The organism is Chitinophaga sp., assembly GCF_039596455.1.
Taxonomy (GTDB): Bacteria; Bacteroidota; Bacteroidia; order Chitinophagales; family Chitinophagaceae; genus Chitinophaga.
Map to the genome: position 1 here is coordinate 227,512 of NZ_JBCNJR010000002.1, position 18,963 is coordinate 246,474.

Genomic DNA, 18,963 nt, shown 5'->3' on the forward strand with positions numbered 1-18,963 from the left:
AAAGGACGATGATGAATATCAAACATAAATTAGGCATCGGCGCCCTGGCAGTGGCAACGCTGGCCAGCGCCTGTACCAAAGACTTCTCGGAAAAGAACTCCAACCCGGAAGTGTCTCCCGCCATTCAGCCGGAAACCATGATCACCAGCTCCCAGAAAGCTATGGTGGACCGGGATTTTGACTGGTATTACGATAACTACGGCTTCCTGATGCGCTGGATGCAATTCAGCGTGGCTGCGCCGGAAGGCAACCAGCCGGGTATGTTCGGCGGACAGAATACCAATAATTTTTACAGCGCTTTTTATACCAACATCGGGCGTAACCTGGTAGAAATGGAGAAGCTGATCGCCAACATGCCTGAATCAAACAAGCTGCTGTACCGCAACATTGGCGCCATTACAAAGATCCACAAGGTGTACGCCGCCTTCCGTGTATCTGACGCCAATGGTTCCATTCCTTACTCCGAGGCCCTGCAGGCGCGTGAAACGGCTAACTTCACACCGGTGTATGACAGCCAGGAAAAATTGTTCGATATCTTCAATGAAGAGCTGAAGGCAGCGGTGGATTCCCTGCTGAAGCCTTCCACCGGTCAGATAGGACTGGCGAAGTACGATATGTTTTACACCAACGCTGCTACTGCCACGGCCAACTACGCTAAAACAGCCAACGTGCTGCGCCTCAAGCTGGCGGTGCGCCTGCTGAAGCGTAATGCTGCCAAGGCTAAACAGATCATTGATGAGGTAATGGCGAGCCCCGCTGGCCTCTATGCCAGCAACGATGAGGAGTGGAAGTTCATTTCCAGCACCCAGTTTGCACGCGGCGGTAACTGGAACCCCCAGGGTAACAATGCCAGCGCTGTCAGCATCAATATGCTTGACTTCCTGAAGTCTAACGCAGACCCGCGCCTGGCGTTGTTCTATAAAAAGAACGCCATGACGGAGGCGGAGTTCAATTACATCAAGGCCGGCGGAGGCTTCCCTGCGTCTGCCGTGTACAACCCGGAACGTTATGTGGGCTTGCCGGTAAGTCCTGACAGCAGAAACCTGCCGCAATACGCCAGCCTGTTCGGCACCAAAACCTACTCCCTGGTGGTGAACGGCAAGGCGGAACAACGCACGGTAGACACGCTCAGCCGTTTCCAGAACCGCCTGTTTGACCTCAGCCAGGATGGCGGCGCCAACGGCCAGTACACCCAGCCGCTGGTGAGTTATGCAGAACAATGCCTTATGCTGGCGGAGCTGGCGGTACGCGGACTCATCAGCGAAGATGCGGCAACGTGGTACAACAAGGGCGTAACCGCTTCCATACAGGCGTATGAGGCTATGGGCAAAATTGCCGGTATTGTTGATTTTGCGCCGGTAAGCGCTGAAGCCATCACCACCTACCTGCAGAAACCGGAGATAGCCTTCACCGGCGGCACGGAAGAGAAGCTGGAGAAAATAGGCGTGCAACTGCTGCTGCATCACTTCAAATCTCCCTGGGAAGCATGGGCCAGCTGGAAAAGGCTTGGGTATCCCAAAGCTGGCGGCATCCTGTCTCTGGAGCCGGTAATGATCGGCGGCACCGTGGCTGCAATTCCGCGCCGCTGGCAGTTGCCCATTCCCAACTCCGCCAATATGACCAATTATAACAATGCTATTGCAGACATGCAGGCAACAGGAGAATATGGCAGTCCCAACGAGCTTACGGGCAGAGTATGGTGGGACAAGCAGTAGCGTTTTTTGAATTTGTGCTGATGTGAGAAAGCGGCTCAGGGCGAAAGCTCTGGGCCGCTTTTGTTTTTTGGGAAACAAAGGGATGAACTATTGATTCTCATTGAGCTAAAGGCAATTACGGTATTCCCCGTGCAGGTCCCCGCGTGTTTGCTCCTGGCCAAAAGTATTGCTGGTATTGGGTTTCAGGTAGGATATCTTACCCATATCATACTCATATTCTAAGGATATCCCATCCATATCTCACCTCTATATAAGGGTAAGATATCTCTGTCTTATTCTTAAGTATACCTTGAAAGAACCTTGTCATAACCTGTGGCCCCCATACCGGCAGCATGCTTCCCTGCATGAAGCAGGAAGGGCTGAGCCAAAAGCAGATCACTGCTTTCGGTTCAGCCCTTTTGATGTAAAGTATGATCCGGTTACTGCAACAAATCCTTGATCTCACCCAGCTTCAGCAGCGCTTCTACCGGCGTTAGCCGGTTGATGTCTACAGAAGAAAGCTTTTCCCGGATGGCCTGGAAGGTGTCACTGTGCGCGTCAAAAATGCTGAGCTGCACTTTGTGCGTGGGCGCGGCAATTTGCTGCATGGGCGCTTCAATGTGCTGGCTTTCCAGCTGGCTGAGTATTTCGTTGGCGCGGTTAATGAGCTGCGGGGGCATGCCGGCAATTTTCGCTACGTGAATGCCGAAGCTGTGGCGGCTGCCGCCCTGCGCCAGCTTGCGGAGAAATATGATCTTGTTGCCCACTTCCTTGTTGGTGATGTGGAAGTTCTTCACCCGGCTGTGGGTGTTTTCCAGCTCGTTCAGCTCGTGGTAGTGGGTGGCAAAGAGGGTTTTGGGCCGGTGGGGCGTCATGCTGTGCAGGTACTCCACAATGCTCCAGGCAATGGAAATGCCGTCGTACGTGCTGGTGCCGCGGCCTATCTCGTCAAGGATGATGAGGCTGCGGGGCGTAATGTTGTTGATGATGCTGGCGGTTTCGTTCATCTCCACCATAAAGGTACTTTCGCCGCCGCTCAGGTTGTCTGAGGCGCCCACTCGTGTGAAGATCTTGTCTGTAAGGCCGATCTCCGCTGCGCTGGCGGGAACAAAGCTGCCCATGTGGGCCATGAGCGTAATGAGGGCGGTTTGCCGCAGCAGGGCGGATTTACCGCTCATGTTGGGGCCGGTGAGGATGATCACCTGCTGCTCGTCCTGGTGCAGCAGTATGTCATTGGCCACATAATTTTCTCCCGGCGGCAACCCCTGTTCTATCACGGGGTGGCGGCCGTCTTTGATGTCTATATGATGTGCTTCCGTTACCTGCGGGCGGCGGTATTTGAACTGCACGGCGTTGTGGGCAAAGCAGAGCAGGCAATCCAGCCGCGCCAGCGCCTGCGCGTTGCGTTGCACGGGTTGAATGAAATCTTGCAGGGTGAGCAGCAGCGCATCATACAGCTGCATTTCCAGCGCCAGTATTTTTTCTTCCGCGCCGGTGATCTTTTCTTCGTATTCTTTCAGCTCCGGGGTGATGTAGCGCTCTGCGTTGGCCAGGGTCTGCTTCCGTATCCAGCTGGCGGGCACCTTGTTCTTGTGCGTGTTGGTCACCTCCAGGTAGTAGCCGAACACGTTGTTGAACGCCACTTTCAGGGAAGGGATGCCGGTGGCTTCAGATTCCTGCTGCTGTATACGCAGCAGGTATTCTTTGCCTGAGCTGGCAATGGCCCGCAGATCGTCCAGGTCTTTGTTCACCCCTTCGCGCACCACGCCGCCTTTGTTGGCCAGCACGGGCGGGTTGTCTGCCACCTCGGCCAGGATGCGCTGCAGGATGCTGTCGCACGGGTCCAGCTGCTCCTGGAGCTGGCGCAGCAGCGGGTTGGTGGTATTCTCCAGCAGTTTTTGTATTTCGCACACCTGCTGCAGGGCTTTGGCCAGCTGCATCACTTCGCGCGGGTTGATCTTTTTCAGGGGAATTTTGGATACCACTCTTTCCAGGTCTCCCACGGCTTTGAGATGCTGCCCCAGGGTAATGCTGCGGTCAGCTTCGCGGATGAGGTCTTCTACCGCGTCCAGCCGCTCGTTGATCTGGCGGATGTCTCTGAGCGGGAACACGATCCAGCGTTTCAGCAGGCGCGCGCCCATGGGGGTAAGCGTATGGTCAAGCGTGCCCAGCAGGGTTTTGCCCTGCTCCACGGTGCTTTGCAGCAGCTCCAGGTTGCGGATGGTAAAGCGGTCCATCCACAGGAAATCTTCCTGGTCTATGCGCTGCATGCTGGTAATATGCTGCAGGTTGGGATGCTCGGTGTCTTTCAGGTAGTGCATGGTGGCGCCGGCGGCAATCACCGCCTCCGTCATGTCTTCCGTTCCGAACCCTTTCAGGGAATGGGTCTCGAAATGTTTATGCAGTATTTCACGGGCATAGGTGTTGGTGAAGATCCATTCTTCCAGCGTATAGGTGTAAAAGCGGCTGCCAAAGTTTTGCCGGAAGTTTTTCTGCTGCTGCCGGGCAAATATCACTTCCGCCGGGCGGAAGCTTTGCAGCAGCTTGTCTATGTACTCCAGGCTGCCCTGCGCCACCAGCAGCTCTCCCGTGCTGATGTCCAGGAAGGCCACGCCGGTCAGCTCCGCGCCAAAATGTACGGCGGCCAGGAAATTATTATGGCTGTTCTCCAGCAGCTTGTCGTTCACGGCCACGCCCGGCGTCACCATTTCCGTGACCCCGCGTTTTACAATGCCTTTTACGGTTTTGGGATCTTCCAGCTGATCGCAGATGGCTACGCGATGGCCGGCTTTTACCAGTTTGTGCAGATAGGTGTCAAGCGAATGGTGGGGGAAACCCGCCAGGTCAATAAATGCGGCGCTGCCGTTGGCCCGTTTGGTGAGCACAATGCCCAGCACCCGGGAAGCTATCACCGCGTCTTCGTTGAATGTTTCATAAAAGTCGCCCACCCTGAAGAGCAGCACCGCATCGGGATATTTGGCCTTGATGGCTTTGTGCTGCTGCATTAAGGGCGTTTCTTCGGATTTACTTTTAGCCATGCGGCAAATATAAGAAGCCGGCGGCTCCGTTCGGTAATAAAAAAATTATCTTTGCAGGCATGCGGAAGTTAAATATGCATGAGCTGGGCCGGAAAACGGTGGCCGAGTTCAAGGCGGCCAACAAAACGCCGCTGGTATTGGTGCTGGATAATGTGCGGAGCATGCATAACGTGGGTTCCGTGTTCAGAACGGCAGACGCTTTCCTGCTGCAGGGCATTGTTTTATGCGGCTACACGCCCGTGCCGCCGCACCGGGACATTCAGAAAACCGCCCTGGGCGCCACGGAAACGGTAGATTGGCAGTATGCTCCCACTACCATGGAGGCAGTGCTGGCGCTCAAAGAGGAAGGGTACACGGTAATGGCCATTGAACAGGCGGCGCAGAGCGTGATGCTGCATGATTTTCAACCCGCGGGCACGCCCCTGGCCCTGGTGTTCGGCAACGAAGTATCAGGCGTAGACGCGGAGGTGATGAAAGTGGCAGACGGTTGCATTGAAATACCGCAGCTGGGCATGAAGCATTCGCTGAACATTTCCGTAAGCACCGGCATTGTAATATGGGACCTGTTCTGTAAACTAAAAAAGTAAATGTATACCATGTCCACCACCACAATCAGGAACTATCTTTCACTTGTGAAGTTCAGTCACACTATTTTTGCCATGCCCTTTGCCATGATCGGTTTTTTCATGGCAGTATCCCTGGCGGGGCATGCGTTTGACTGGACAAAGCTGCTGCTGGTAGTACTTTGTATGGTTTTTGCCCGCAGTGCGGCCATGGCCTTCAACCGCTGGCTGGATGCGGATTTTGATAAAAAGAACCCGCGTACCGCGCAGCGGGAGATACCGGCGGGCATCATTTCTTCCGGCAACGCGCTCTATTTTGTGATCGGCAACGCGCTGCTGTTCATGGCCACCACCTGGTTCATCAATCCTCTTTGTTTTTTCCTTTCGCCCGTGGCGCTGCTGGTAGTGCTGGGCTACAGCTATACCAAACGTTTTACCGCCCTGTGCCACCTGGTGCTGGGCGTGGGCCTTTCCCTGGCGCCCGTGGGCGCTTACCTCGCGGTAACCGGGCAGTTTGCCCTGCTGCCGGTGCTGCTGAGCGTAATGGTGTTGTGCTGGGTATCAGGCTTCGACATTATTTATGCCTTGCAGGATGAGGAGTTTGACAAGTCTCAGCAGCTGCACTCCATCCCCGCATGGCTGGGCAAAGCGGGAGGCCTGCGTTTTTCTGAAGGGCTGCACCTGGCCGCCGCCGTGCTGGCCGTTACCATTGGCCTGCTGGGCGCGTTCCACTGGCTGTACTGGATAGGAGCGGGGGTGTTCATACTGATGCTGTTCATGCAGCACCGGCTGGTGAAACCTACAGACCTCTCCCGCGTAAACCTGGCGTTCATGACCACCAACGGCGTTGCCAGCGTGGTGTATGCCCTATTTGCCATTGCAGACATGCTGTTTTAAATTAATAGAATGGGCAGGATATTAGCCATCGATTACGGGAAAAAACGCACCGGCCTGGCCGTTACAGACCCGCTGAAGATCATTGCCAGCGGGCTGGGCGCCATTCCCTCGCACGAGCTGGTGCCCTATCTCAAAAAATACCTGGCCGCTGAGGCGGTGGAGCTCATATTGATAGGCCTGCCCCGCAACCTGGACGGCAGCGCTACAGACGCCACCGCATTGGTGGAGGAGTGTGTGCGCATCCTGCATAAACATTTCCCGCAGGTACCCATCAAAAAAGTAGATGAACGCTTCACCTCCAAAATGGCCTTCCAGAGCATGCTTGACAGCGGCCTGAAAAAAAAGGACCGGCAGCAGAAAGGCCTGGTAGACGAGATCAGCGCCACCATTCTGCTGCAGGAGTACCTGCAATATCACGCCGGGTAAAGGCTAAAATTCCTATTTTTGCATTTTCCTGTTACGAAATTATAACATGATATTACCAATAGTAGCCTATGGCGCCCCGGTTTTAAGAGAGGTAAGCCAGGACATTACGCCGGATTACCCCGGTTTGCAGCAACTGATAGACAATATGTGGGAAACCATGTATGCCTCCAGCGGGGTAGGCCTCGCCGCTCCGCAGGTAAACAGGCCCATCCGCCTGTTTGTGGTAGACAGCGAGCAGATCATCAATAACCTGGAAGAAGACGAAACAAACGCTTATCCCGGAGACCATGGCATCAAGCAGGTATTCATCAATGCCCGCATTATTGATACGGATGGCGATGAATGGCCCTACCAGGAAGGCTGCCTCAGCATTCCCAAGATCCGTGAGGACGTGAGCCGCCCCGAAAAGGTGAAGATCCGGTATATGGACGAGCAGTTCAAGCAGCACGAACGCACTTTTCACGGCATTACCGCCCGTGTTATTTTCCATGAATATGACCACATAGAAGGCAAGCTGTTCATAGATTATTTAAAACCGCTCAAAAAACGCCTGCTGAAAGGCAAGCTGGACGATATTTCAAAAGGAAAGGTGAAAGTGGATTACAAAATGAGCTTTCCCAAATAATGCAGAAGGGGCCTTGAAAAAGGCCTCTTTTTTTTGCCTTTCTTTAACAATTATAAAAAATAATTATGCCTAATAATTTCATATTGTAACATTTTTCATTATTTTAGTGCCGTTATTTTCTGACGTCTATCTTTTGAGCACCGCTAATACATACACTGAACAGGAACTGGTACAGGGACTCCAAAACCATGACCAGCAGATTTTCGGTTATTTGTATGACCACTATTCTCCCGCCTTATATGGTGTTGTCCTTAAAGTCCTTAACGATGAAACTGCGGCCAGTGATGTTTTGCAGGAAGTGTTCCTGAAGATCTGGCGTGGAATAGGTAAATATGACACAGAGAAAGGGCGTCTGTTCACCTGGATGCTCAATATTGCCCGTAACACTGCAATAGATGCGCTTCGTTCCAAGACTCACAAGCTGGACCAAAAAATCCAGGAGCTGAGCAATGACGTATATGCACATACAAGTCAGTTAACGGTTCACCCTTCAGTAGACCACCTTGGACTCACCAAGGTGATAGAAAAGCTCAACAAAGAACAGCGGACTATTATTGACCTAGCTTACTATAAAGGCTGCACCCAGGAAGAAATTGCCAGGGTATTGGATATTCCTTTGGGCACTGTGAAAACCAGAATGCGTAATGCCATCATTCAACTGAGGAACGTTCTTAAACAGATCTAGTAAAAAAAAGTGGACGTACAACGTTACATATCATCCGGAATAATTGAAAGCTACGTGGTTGGCTTGGCTACGGACCAGGAGGTCCGCGAGCTGGAAGCTGCGATGGCCCAGAGCCCGGAAGTGAAAACCGCAGTAGATGCGGCCCAGCTTGATATGGAGCGGTATGTGCAATTCTTTTCCGTAGCGCCGCCGGAATCTGTAAAGGAAAGCCTTTTTCAGCGCTTGGCCACGGAAGGTGCTGAATCGATTGTGCCCGCAGGAAGCTCTGCAGATGAAGGTTACAGCTACCCCGAAGAAGAAGTGGTGAAAGAAAAGAGGATGGTGAGCGCCGCCTGGCAATACATTGCCGCTGCCGCCATTCTGGGGCTTGCTGCAAGCATTGCCTTCATTTTCAATTACCGGAAGAGCGTAGACGAGTGGAAAAATAAATACCAGGCGCTGCTGTTTGACCAGGAGAAAATGGTGGCGCAGCAAGGCGTATTCCAGACTAAAATGCAGCAGGCAGAGCAGATGCTGGAGCATTTGCGCCAGTCCGATATGAAGATGGTACGCATGTACACAGCCTCCAAAGCGCGCGCCGGCCTGCTGGCCACTGTTTATATGATGCCCAAATCGGAAGATGCCTACCTCACTATCAGCAACCTGCCGGAGCCGCCTGCAGACCAGCAGTACCAGCTCTGGGGCATTGTGAACAACAAACCTGTAGATGCCGGCGTGTTTGACATGGGAGATGCCGCCAAGGGCTTCCAGAAAGTGAAATACGTGCCCGGCGCACAACTCTATGCCGTTACCCTTGAAAAGAAAGGCGGCAGCCCCACACCCACCCTCACTGAAATGTACGTAGCCGGCAAAGTAGGCGGCTAATTTCCTTACATTTGCCAGATGCGAAGAACCCTGCTACTGTTATTCCTGTTTTCCGGCTTTTCCGGTTTAGCGCAGGACACGGCTATTTATAAAGGCATGACCATTAACCTGGATGAGGTGGTGATCAATGCCAAACGTATAGGCTTTGACGTGAACGGCTTTATCAAGCGGGTAGAAGACGATACTACTTTTTACCGCGCGTTCAAGAACCTCCGCATTGTTGGTTTTACGGGAGATAATGATATCCGTATTACAGACAGGGCCGGCGGCAAAACGATTGCTTCCCTCAAATCCCGCACCCGGCAGGTGATGACCGGCAACTGCCGTAAAATGGACGTGCTGGAGGAAAAGACCACCGGCGACTTCTATACCCGCAAAGGAGATTACAACTATTACACCGCTGAATTATACGCCAACCTCTTTTTTACCAAAGGCACAGTATGCAATGAGGAAAGCGGGGAAGCGCGGGGCAGCCTGGCCCGGCACAAATCCCAGCTGAAGCAGCTCATCTTCAACCCCGGCAAACCCATTACCGGCGTGCCTGTAGTGGGCAGCAAGGTGGCCGTGTTTGACCCCAACCTGATGCGGTATTACGATTTTTCCATCACCGCCGCCAACTTCGCCGGCGCGGAGTGTTATGTGTTCAGCGCCGTAATGCGCAAAAACCTCGGCGCTATGGACAGGGCGGAAATTGTGTATGACGAGCTGATCACCTACTTCAACAAGGAGACCATGGAAATTGTAGGGCGCAGGTATTCCCTGTCTTATAAAACCCTCATTTTTGACTTCAATGTGAAAATGAACGTGCAGATGACGAAGATGGGAGATCTGCTGCTGCCCGCGCTCATTACTTATAACGGCACCTGGAACGTGCCTTTCAAAAAGCGGGAAACCGCTGTGTTCACGGCCAGGTTTTCAGACTTCTCGCGGTAATGTCTTCTTTCCTGTTGCCCGGCATTTACCGTATCAGCGTGATAGTGCCGGTTTTATGATACTTTTTCAGGTTCAGCTCATCAACGTATTCCAGCGTCCACACATAGGTGGCCATGGCGGCGGGAGAGCCGTTGTAATGCCCGTTCCAGCCCACCCTGGGGTCTGTGGTGTGGAAAATGAACTCTCCCCAGCGGTTGTAGATGCTCAGTTTGTATTGCCCTATCTGGCAGCGGTACACGGGCCTGAAATAATCGTTGCGCCCGTCTCCGTTCGGGGAAAAGGCCGTGGGGAGGAACACGGTGCAGTCACAGTTCTGGTAATAGATATTCACTGAATCCGTAGCCCGGTTGCACACATTTTGCGCTACAATGGCATAAATGCCCGGCTGCGTTACAAGGAAGGTGGCAGTAGCCGTACTGTCTTGCCACTTGAAATTATTGCCGGCCCCCCGAGGCACCAGTTGCAGCGTTTCGCCAATACAGAGTGTGGAGTCTTCTCCGAGTGATACGCGCAGGCTGTCCTGGAAGTCAACCCGTATGGTGTCAGACTCCATACACCGGCCTATCTGTACCTGCACGTAATAATACCCGGAACTGTCTACATGGTAAGTGGCCTGGTCAGACCCATCCTGCCAGAGATAGTTGCCGGTGCCATGGTCTGCGCTGAGCACCAGGAAGTCACCGTAACAAAGCGTGGTGTCATTACCCAGGCTGAAAGGCCCCAGGCGGCTGTAGTTCACCTCCATGGTATCTACTACGTCACAGTCTCCGTTGATGGTCACAAATACAGCGTAGGCGCCGCCGCGGTTTACCGTGATCTGCGGGTTGCGCGAGCCGCCGTTCCACTGGTAGGCCGTGGCTTCCGGCCGGTAGGCGTCAATGATCACGGTTTCCCCGGGGCACAGGAGCGTATCCCGCCCGAGGCTGAAGGGGTAGGGCGTGCCGCGGAAGGTAATGGTGACGTCGTCCGTATACACACCGCAACCGGCCACATCTACAGATACGCTGTAAGTTTGCGTGGCGCCGGAGGCTACTATGGTAGGGGAGGTTTCTCCCGTGCTCCAGAGGTAAGTGGCGTTCTGGGCCGTGGCATCCAGCGTGAGCAGTTCATCTGTACACAAAATGCGGTCAGGCCCCAGGTCTATGTCAGGGATGGGGGAGTGGAAAATATTGATGGAATCCAGCTCTTTACAGCCGTTGTAGGCCACGTAGTAAGTGCCCGGTTCCGTAACGGTATGGGTGTTGGTGCCGGTTACCGTGTCTTCCGCAAAATACCAGGTGTAGGTAGCCGCCGCATCGTAGGGCACGGTAAGGGTGTGGGTGGCATTTTCGCAAATGGTCAGGTTAACAGGTCCCAGGTCTACGCCCCGGCGGTCTACAATGGCAATAGGAACGGTGGTGATGTCTTCCACCCCGTTCCTGTAAACTTTCAGCGTAACAGTGTAGGTGCCGGGTGCGGCGTAGGTGTGGATGGCCCCGGTAATAAGGTCAGAGGAGTCTTCCGGCAGCGCCGGGGGGCTCACAAAATACCATTTTACGGAGTCAATGTCGTTGATGGGGTCTGTAATGGTAAATTCTACTTCTTCGCCGGTACAGGTAGTATTGTAGGTAAAATTGGTCAGCAGGGGGCGGGTGCCTGCACGGGCGGCAAGGGTGGCCACCAGCAGCATGCCCAGCAGAATAGTAAGGAGGTTTTTCTTCGGAACCATGGCGCCTCTAAATTAGCAGAAATATTGATATGTAGAATGTTTTTAATAAAATAATTAACCCGGATTTAAGGTACAGTGGCGCCGGGCGGGGTTTCGCCGGCATGGGGTGTTACCCTTCAATGTTCAGAAACGGCAGAGGGATAGAATTTATTACAGTTGCCGGCTGATTTTAAATTGTGCCGGAGCAGCTGGAGGCAAGTCTTGAGGCGCCCGCACCCGGTTCCTCATTCATCATCTTTCCGCCGGTACCTTCTCCATTTTTCCAGCACCCCGCTGAAATCTGCCGGCAATTCGCTTTCAAACAGCATCGGTTTGCGCGTACGGGGGTGGATGAAGCCCAGCGTTTGGGCATGCAGGGCATGCCGGGGCATTATTTCGAAGCAGTTTTCCACAAACTGCTTGTATTTGGCGAAAATGGTTCCTTTTACAATGCGGTTGCCGCCATAGGTATCGTCATTGAACAGCGGGTGGCCTATATGCTGCATGTGCACACGGATCTGGTGGGTGCGCCCGGTTTCGAGCCGGCAGGCAATGAGGCTCACGTAGTTGAAGCGTTCCAGCACCTCATAATGAGTAATGGCCTCCTTGCCGTATTCCCCGTCAGGGTAGGCGTCCATGATCTTGCGGAAGCGCTGGTGACGGCCAACGTGGGCTACTACCGTGCCTTTCTCTTCTTCAAAATCTCCCCAGACCAGCGCCATGTAGCGGCGTTGCACGGTATGGTCAAAAAACTGCTTGGCCAGGTCTGTCATGGCTTTTTCAGACTTGGCCACTACCAGCAGGCCGCTGGTGTTCTTATCTATGCGGTGTACCAGGCCAAAGCGGGGAATGGCCGGTTCTGCGGGGTTTACCTTGTCGTCCCCCAGGTAGTAAGCGAGGGCGTTCACCAGGGTGCCGGTGTAGTTGCCGCAACCGGGGTGTACCACCATGCCGGGCGGTTTGTTGATGATGAGGATGTCTTCGTCTTCAAAAACAATATTGAGGGGGATGTTTTCCGGCTTTACTTCCGTGCTTTCCGGGTTTTTGGTGGAGTACACCACCAGCCGGTCGAGCGGGCGCACCTTGTAATTGGATTTTACCGGCTTGTCGTTCACCAGTACCATGCCGGCCTCTATGGCCTGCTGCACTTTATTGCGGGTAGCGCCTTCAATACGGTTCTGGATAAACTTGTCAATGCGCAGGGGCTCCTGGCCCTTGTCTACCACAAGGTTCACCCTTTCGTATATTTCCTCACTGCCTTCCCCGTTCTCCAGCTCGTCTTCCAGCAGCTCCTGCATTTGATCGCTCATCGGTAAAAATTTTTGCAAAGATAGCTTATAGTTATCTTTGCAGGGCGAAATGAAGAACGAATAGTATGCGGGTAAAACAACAAATAAGCGTGAAAGACCTGGGGCAGATGCCCTATCAGGCCGCCTGGGACTACCAGGAGCGGCTATTGCAGGAAAACGTGCAGGCAAAGGCGGCGCAACGCAACGGCGTTGCCCCTATGGCCGTTACGCAGCATTATTTGTTGTTCTGCGAGCATCCGCCCGTGTACACGCTTGGCAAAAGCGGGCATATGGAAAACCTGCTGGTCAGCAACAGCCAGTTGCAGGAGCGGGGAATAGACTTTGTGCAAACCAACCGCGGGGGAGACATCACTTTTCACGGCGAAGGCCAGGTGGTAGGCTACCCCATCATAGACCTGGAGCGGTTTTTTACAGACATCGGCAAATACCTCCGTTTCCTGGAGGAAGTGATCATCCGTACCCTGGCGGACTATGGCCTGCAGGCCGGCCGCTCCAAAGGCGAAACGGGCGTATGGCTGGATGCGGAAATACCCGGGCGGGCCCGGAAAATATGCGCCATGGGCGTGCGTTGCAGCCGGTGGGTTACCATGCATGGTTTTGCCATCAATGTCAATACAGATCTCAGTTACTTCAATCATATCATTGCCTGCGGCATTGCAGACAAGCAGGTAACCTCCCTGGAGCGGGAAATTGGCCGCAAAGTGCCCATGGAAGAGGTGAAAGCAAAGATCACCCGTTACTTTTCAGCAGTATTTGATGCTGAAATGCTGAAGGAAGGCCTCAGTTCCTGTAGTTCAGCGGTATGAACAGGCTCCATTTTTCCAGCAGTTTCCCTTCTTCGTAGATCTCGAAGTTGAACCAGCCTGCGTGCATGAAGGTGGCCTTTTCCAGTATCAGGAAGGGCTCCAGCACCTGCTCCACTTCAAACAGGAAAGTACCGGCAGGCTCAAAGAACTTAATGCTGTATTTTTTCTGTGGCGCTTGCGGCAGGCGGATGTTCACGTTGCCGTCTGCCGTGGTATAGATATAGGTGGAGGGCCTCCAGGGAACGGTAGATTGCGTGCCGGTAGCGCCTTGCGTGGCGCCGGTCACGTCTCCCGCGCCCAGCAGGGCATTGGCCGCAATGGTAGAATCCGGGACGGCCAGCACCGTTTTACTGTACATGTAACGGTTATCGTTAAAGAGAATAAAAAGGCGGTAGTAGTTTTTACCCGGCAGCGGTTTGTTGTCAAGATACGCGTTGCGGCTTTCTTTGGGGTAGCTGGCGTAGCCGATGGTGGTGAAGTTCAGCACGCTGTCAAGCGAGCGCTGTATACCTATCTGTGCTGCATTGGGGAAACCGGAAATCCAGTCCAGCTGGATCTTTCCGGGCTTGATCAAAGCCTGGAAATCCGGCAGTACGGGAACAGTGGGAACTTGTTGTGCTTTGGCAGTGGTGATGGTACCTATAAAAATCACTACGGCAATGATACGTCTAACAGTCTGCTTCATACAGTACATCCAATATGCTTAAGTTGGCAAAAATACGTTCTGTTGTTCAAATATACGGCGCTGCTTTTTATTTAATAACATAGAACGCCGGGCGGCAGGGATTCATTGCCCTGCAGGCCGCCGGAGTGCAGCAGCAGCAGGTTGCTGCCCGGCGGGAAATACCCTTGCTGCAGTAACTGCTGTACGGCCAGCGCCATTTTGCCGGTGTACACCTGGTCTAGCGGAATGGCGGTTTGACGGTAGAAGTCGTTCATAAAACTGATCAGCCGTTCGCTGCGTTTGCCATAGCCGCCTTCGTGAAACTGGTGCAGTATTTCCCACGGTGTATGAAGGCCGGGTTTCAGCAGGCTCTCCGTGGCGGTTTGCAGGGAAAGGGCGCCTTTCAGTACGGAGATGCCGGTAAGCTGTTGGGTGGTGGCGGAGTTGATGAGGCCTGCCAGTGTGGTGCCGGTGCCCACGGCGCAAATGATGTGTGTGCAGGCAGCGGTGTCTGCCAGGGAGAGGATTTCTTCGCAACCCTTTGCCCCCAGCGGATTATGGCCGCCTTCGGGGATGAGGTAAGGGGCTTCGCCGTGCAGCTGTTCCAACACCGGTCTTACGGCTGCTTCATTACCCTCCTGCGTTATTTGCCGGTATTCTTCCCGGCTCACAAATACCAGCTCCATGCCCAGTTCCGCCGCATGCTGCAACGTAGGGCTCAGCCCGGCCGGCCGCTCTCCCCTGATGATGCCGGTGCAGGCAATGCCTTTCATATGGCAGGCCGCGGCGGTGGCTATGATGTGATTGGAGTAAGCGCCCCCAAAGGTGACCACCGGGCGCCCGCCCGCCGCTTCCAGGTTGTATTTCAGCTTGAACCACTTGTTGCCTGACACCAGCGGGTGCAACCTGTCCAGACGCAACATGGCTGCCCGTATATTTGCGGGCAGCCATGTGGTATGAAAAGGTTGCAGTATGTGATCAGTAGAAAAGTGCATTCCGCAAGTTAACGCTTTGTTTGCCTTTCAGCCCAAAGCTTACCTGCAGCAGCTGGTCTCCGCCCGCATCGAAATATTGCAGGCGTATTTTGTGGAAACCCCTGCGCAGCGGTATCAGCCCGGCCTTTTCAACTGCTCCGTGCTCGCCGTCGTTATCGGTCACCAGCTCATCATCTATATAAACCACGGAGCCATCGTCTGAAGTGGTCCTGAATTCGTAGATGCCGTCTTCCTCCACTTTCACATATCCTTCGTACACTACGCCGAACGTCACTTTGGCAATAAAGGGCCTGATATCGGGCAGGGGCAGCACGCCGGTGGTATCTGCCTTGCCGTGTACCTGTTTGGCCTGCGTAAATGTTTTGTAGTATGCGCTGAAGCGGATGCCTTTTTGAGACGGGTTGACAGGCTGGGCGCTTTTGTAGTTTTTACGGATGTACGTTCTGGTATACAGGGCGCTGCTGCGGCCGTCTGGCAACACCACTACGTATTTTAGCGTGAGCGGCTGGGTGATGTTAATCGGTTTGCTGTACGGCGTGCTGCTGGCGGAAGGCTCTTTGCCATCCAGCGTGTAGTACACTTTTGCGCCGGCCACCATGGGGCTGAGATCTGCCAGGGCCGTGCCGTTGGTGGTCAGCACCATGGTCTCGTCTCCCCGGGATTCCGGTATACGGAAATTGACGCCGCGCTCCTGCAGGGCCGCCAGGCGCCGCGGCAGGGCTCCGGTGAAGCGGTCATAATTCTTTTTGTGCGCGGGGCTCCAGGCAATTTCCGCCAGCGCCAGCGCGCGGGGATAAGCAAAGTAGTCTGCCGTTTTGCCGTCGGGGATGTACTCTGTCCATACATTGCCCTGCACGCCTTTGATGTATCGTTTCTCGGTGGCTGTCAAAGAGGAAGGGTAGGGCTCGTAGCTGTACACTTTCTCCAACGGCAGGTAACCGCCAATGCCCAGCGGCTCGGTGGCGGGAGCGCCTTGCAGGTAATCAAGGTACAGGTAGGTGTTGGGAGACATGATGACGTCATGTTTCTGTTTGGCGGCGGCTATGCCGCCGGTTTCGCCGCGCCAGCTCATCACGGTGGCGTCAGGCGCCAGGCCGCCTTCCAGTATCTCGTCCCAGCCAATGATCCGCTTGCCTTTGCTGTTCAGGAACTTTTCCATGCGCTGTATAAAATAGCTCTGCAGCTCATGCTCGTCTTTCAGGCCCAGCGCCTTGATGCGCGCCTGGCATTTGGGGCAGGCCTTCCAGCGGTCTTTGGGGCACTCGTCTCCGCCAATGTGTACGTATTTGCCGGGGAAGAGCGGCAGCACTTCGCTGAGCACATCTTCCAGGAAGGTAAACACCTTGTCGTTGCCGGCGCAGTACACTTCTTTATGCACGCCCCATTTGGTAGACACTTCATACGGCCCTCCCGTGCAGCCCAGCTCCGGGTAAGCGGCCAGCGCGGCCTGTGCGTGGCCGGGCATCTCAATTTCTGGCACTACGGTGATGTGACGGTCTGCGGCGTATTGCACAATGTCTTTCACTTCCTCCTGCGTGTAATAGCCGCCGTGAGGTTTCCCGTCAAACTTCCCTTCGCGCAGGTGGCCCTTGCTGGTCTCTCTCCGTTGGGAAGCCACCGTTTGCAGCCGGGGATATTTTTTGATCTCTATGCGCCAGCCCTGGTCTTCCGTGAGGTGCCAGTGAAAGCGGTTCAGCTTGTAATGGGCCATTACGTCTATGAACTGTTTCACATAGGGCGCAGGCAGGTAATAGCGGCCCACGTCCAGCATCATGCCGCGGTAGGCAAAGCGGGGCGTGTCTTTGATGATGAGGGCAGGCACGGCTATGCGGTTCTTTACGGCCGGCGGCAGTATTTGCTGCAATGTTTGCACGCCATAAAAAAGGCCGGCGGCGCGGCCCTGCAGCACTATCTTGTTGCGGGCTACGGTCAGCTGGTAACCTTCATCTCCCAGCGCGGGGTCTTGCGAGAAAATGAAGGTGCTGTTCTGCATGGTGCCTTTTGCCAGTGCAAAACCGTAGTTGGCCTTCAGGAAAATGTTGAACAGGTCTGCGGCCTTTTCAGCGCCGGGACTGTTGGTGAAGTACTTCATCTGCGGGGTGATGTACACCTGGCCTTGCAGCATTTCCACAGATTGCGGTTCAGGTATCAGGGATAGTAGCGGTTGCTTTTGCTGCGCCGGCGCAATAAAAAAAGCCAGCGCGGCAAAAGCGGAGAGAAGTGTTTTTTTCATATCTGGTGTTGTGCTTGTTGTCTTATCCGTTCAGGCCGCCCTTGCCCCGGTAGAGCTTCACCGGCTTGTCCAGCTTCAGCTCCAGCACTGTCATATATTCATCCTGCACGTTGGCGGGTACGGGAATGTATACCAGTCCGGGTACGGGGCTCCAGGATATTTTGCCTACTATTTTGTGGCTGAGCCTGGCGCCGTTCCCTACTACGGTAATGTCCTGTATTTTATTGTCCAGTCCTTTGATCATGATGTTTCCGCTCACCTTGCCCGGTAAAAAGAGGAAGAGTGATGTGGAGTCTTTGGAAAGGGTGGTAGGCCCGTAGAAGTGGCCTTGCGGCAGGCCGCCCACGGTGCTGAAGATAGCCTTTTCGTGCTTTTTATTCCATTTTCCCAGCTCTTTCAGCACATGCACCTGCTGTTCGGGTATGGTGCCGTCTTCTTTGGGCCCTATGTCAAGCAACATGTTGCCGCCGTTGCTGATGGCGTCCGCAAAAATGGTGATCACCTCATAGGGTGTTTTCCAGTTGGTATCTTGCGGCTGGTAGCCCCAGTTATTATTGATGGTCATGCAAAGCTCCCACCAGTGGAACTGGGGGCGCTGTACCGGGAAGTTCTGCTCCGGCGTGTCATAATCCCCGTAGCCGGTGAGGCGGCCGTTGATGATGGTATTGGGGTTATGGTCCGTAAGCATTTTGCGCACTTTTACGGCCTGCCATTCTTCCGCAGTATGTTCCCAGTCCCCGTCAAACCACCACAGGTCAGGGTTGTAGCGGTTCATCACTTCAGCCATCTGGCCCTGGTAAAATTGCTGGAATTTGGCCCAGCGTTGCGGTTGCTCGCTGATCTTGTAGCGGCTGCTGTCTTTCAGGAAAGCCGGGTAGTAAGGGTGGCTCCAGTCAAGCAGGGAGAAGTAGGCGCCCGCCTTGACGTTTTCCTTGCGCAGGGCGTCAAAGAAGGGCGTAAGCACGTCCCGTTTGGCCGGCGTGGCGCGGGCGGTGCTGAGTTTATTGAACCTGGTGTCCCACAGGGCCACGCCGTCATGATGTTTGGTGGTGATCACAGCGTAGCGTGCGCCAGATTCCTTTACCAGTGCGGCCCAGGCCTGAGGGTCATATTTGGAGGCGGTGAAGCCTTTCAATTGGGCCATGTAATCAGGATAGGAAATTTTTTTGTTGTGAAAGCTCCAGCTTTCGTCAACCCCTTTCACGGCGTAAATGCCCCAGTGGATGAAAATGCCCAGCTTGGCGTCTGCAAACCATTGCATTTTGTTTTTGATAGTTTCGGGGTCTGTTTTCTGCTGCGCTTGTACAGGCATGGCCAAATGCAATGCCATGGCTCCCGCCACTGCAATTCTCTTGATCATCGTTATTTAGTTTATTATAAAAAAGCGGCAAAAAAATAAAGTACTGAAAGAAGTATTTTTTATGCCGGCCAAAACCGGCAACTTTACCGCTTCAGGCACCTGGTTTTTGCCTTTGTTCACTGTCTGTATTGAATGGTCAGCCGCAACAATAACGAAAAAATAAAAACTACGGGAAAAATTTAA

The 18,963-nt window shown here is 53.9% G+C and carries 16 protein-coding genes; 9 read left to right on the plus strand and 7 right to left on the minus strand.

Annotation, left to right across the window (positions count from 1 at the left end):
- The first annotated feature begins 8 nt into the window (after positions 1–8).
- Positions 9–1,715 (plus strand): SusD/RagB family nutrient-binding outer membrane lipoprotein, encoded by a 1,707-nt coding sequence (locus ABDW36_RS10640; protein ID WP_343701877.1) that lies wholly within the window; start codon positions 9–11, stop codon positions 1,713–1,715.
- A 419-nt stretch (positions 1,716–2,134) separates the two neighbouring features.
- Here the strand turns inward: ABDW36_RS10640 and mutS are convergent, their stop codons facing one another.
- Complete coding sequence (mutS, locus tag ABDW36_RS10645) at positions 2,135–4,732, minus strand: DNA mismatch repair protein MutS (protein ID WP_343701878.1); 2,598 nt, start codon at positions 4,730–4,732, stop codon at positions 2,135–2,137.
- A 59-nt stretch (positions 4,733–4,791) separates the two neighbouring features.
- Here mutS and ABDW36_RS10650 point away from each other — a divergent pair, with 59 nt between their 5' ends.
- The 7 genes from ABDW36_RS10650 to ABDW36_RS10680 all read left to right on the plus strand — a co-directional run bounded on the left by ABDW36_RS10650 (position 4,792) and on the right by ABDW36_RS10680 (position 9,725).
- Entirely contained in the window at positions 4,792–5,319 is a 528-nt protein-coding gene (locus ABDW36_RS10650) for an RNA methyltransferase (RefSeq protein WP_343701879.1), read from the plus strand.
- A 9-nt stretch (positions 5,320–5,328) separates the two neighbouring features.
- A complete protein-coding gene (locus ABDW36_RS10655) occupies positions 5,329–6,192 on the plus strand; it encodes a UbiA-like polyprenyltransferase (RefSeq protein WP_343701880.1) in 864 nt (287 codons plus the stop codon).
- Between the two features lie 9 nt (positions 6,193–6,201).
- Positions 6,202–6,618, plus strand: a complete 417-nt coding sequence (ruvX, locus tag ABDW36_RS10660) for a Holliday junction resolvase RuvX (RefSeq protein ID WP_343701881.1) — start codon at positions 6,202–6,204, stop codon at positions 6,616–6,618.
- 46 nt (positions 6,619–6,664) lie between these two features.
- Complete coding sequence (gene def / locus ABDW36_RS10665) at positions 6,665–7,243, plus strand: peptide deformylase (RefSeq protein WP_343701882.1); 579 nt, start codon at positions 6,665–6,667, stop codon at positions 7,241–7,243.
- Between the two features lie 133 nt (positions 7,244–7,376).
- The gene (locus ABDW36_RS10670; RefSeq protein WP_343701883.1) at positions 7,377–7,928 is read left to right on the plus strand and encodes a sigma-70 family RNA polymerase sigma factor; all 552 of its coding nucleotides are present in this window, start codon (positions 7,377–7,379) and stop codon (positions 7,926–7,928) included.
- A 54-nt stretch (positions 7,929–7,982) separates the two neighbouring features.
- Positions 7,983–8,792: an anti-sigma factor gene (locus tag ABDW36_RS10675; RefSeq protein ID WP_343701884.1), complete on the plus strand. Its 810-nt coding sequence runs from the start codon at positions 7,983–7,985 to the stop codon at positions 8,790–8,792.
- 18 nt (positions 8,793–8,810) lie between these two features.
- Complete coding sequence (locus tag ABDW36_RS10680) at positions 8,811–9,725, plus strand: hypothetical protein (RefSeq protein ID WP_343701885.1); 915 nt, start codon at positions 8,811–8,813, stop codon at positions 9,723–9,725.
- A 25-nt stretch (positions 9,726–9,750) separates the two neighbouring features.
- Here the strand turns inward: ABDW36_RS10680 and ABDW36_RS10685 are convergent, their stop codons facing one another.
- Both ABDW36_RS10685 and ABDW36_RS10690 read right to left on the minus strand, forming a co-directional pair.
- The gene (locus ABDW36_RS10685; RefSeq protein ID WP_343701886.1) at positions 9,751–11,433 is read right to left on the minus strand and encodes a gliding motility-associated C-terminal domain-containing protein; all 1,683 of its coding nucleotides are present in this window, start codon (positions 11,431–11,433) and stop codon (positions 9,751–9,753) included.
- Between the two features lie 224 nt (positions 11,434–11,657).
- Positions 11,658–12,722: an RluA family pseudouridine synthase gene (locus ABDW36_RS10690; protein WP_343701887.1), complete on the minus strand. Its 1,065-nt coding sequence runs from the start codon at positions 12,720–12,722 to the stop codon at positions 11,658–11,660.
- 65 nt (positions 12,723–12,787) lie between these two features.
- On the opposite strand from ABDW36_RS10690, the gene lipB reads away from it, so the two are divergent.
- Positions 12,788–13,528: a lipoyl(octanoyl) transferase LipB gene (lipB, locus tag ABDW36_RS10695; RefSeq protein WP_343701888.1), complete on the plus strand. Its 741-nt coding sequence runs from the start codon at positions 12,788–12,790 to the stop codon at positions 13,526–13,528.
- Here lipB and ABDW36_RS10700 read toward each other — a convergent pair.
- The 4 genes from ABDW36_RS10700 to ABDW36_RS10715 form a co-directional block, all read right to left on the minus strand.
- Complete coding sequence (locus ABDW36_RS10700; RefSeq protein WP_343701889.1) at positions 13,503–14,213, minus strand: hypothetical protein; 711 nt, start codon at positions 14,211–14,213, stop codon at positions 13,503–13,505. The genes lipB and ABDW36_RS10700 overlap by 26 nt on opposite strands.
- Positions 14,214–14,284: 71 nt before the next feature.
- Positions 14,285–15,115 (minus strand): pyridoxal-phosphate dependent enzyme, encoded by an 831-nt coding sequence (locus ABDW36_RS10705; RefSeq protein WP_343701890.1) that lies wholly within the window; start codon positions 15,113–15,115, stop codon positions 14,285–14,287.
- 55 nt (positions 15,116–15,170) lie between these two features.
- Entirely contained in the window at positions 15,171–17,420 is a 2,250-nt protein-coding gene (locus tag ABDW36_RS10710) for a family 20 glycosylhydrolase (RefSeq protein ID WP_343701891.1), read from the minus strand.
- A gap of 22 nt (positions 17,421–17,442) precedes the next feature.
- The gene (locus ABDW36_RS10715; protein WP_343701892.1) at positions 17,443–18,780 is read right to left on the minus strand and encodes an alpha-L-fucosidase; all 1,338 of its coding nucleotides are present in this window, start codon (positions 18,778–18,780) and stop codon (positions 17,443–17,445) included.
- Between the last annotated feature and the right edge of the window lie 183 nt (positions 18,781–18,963).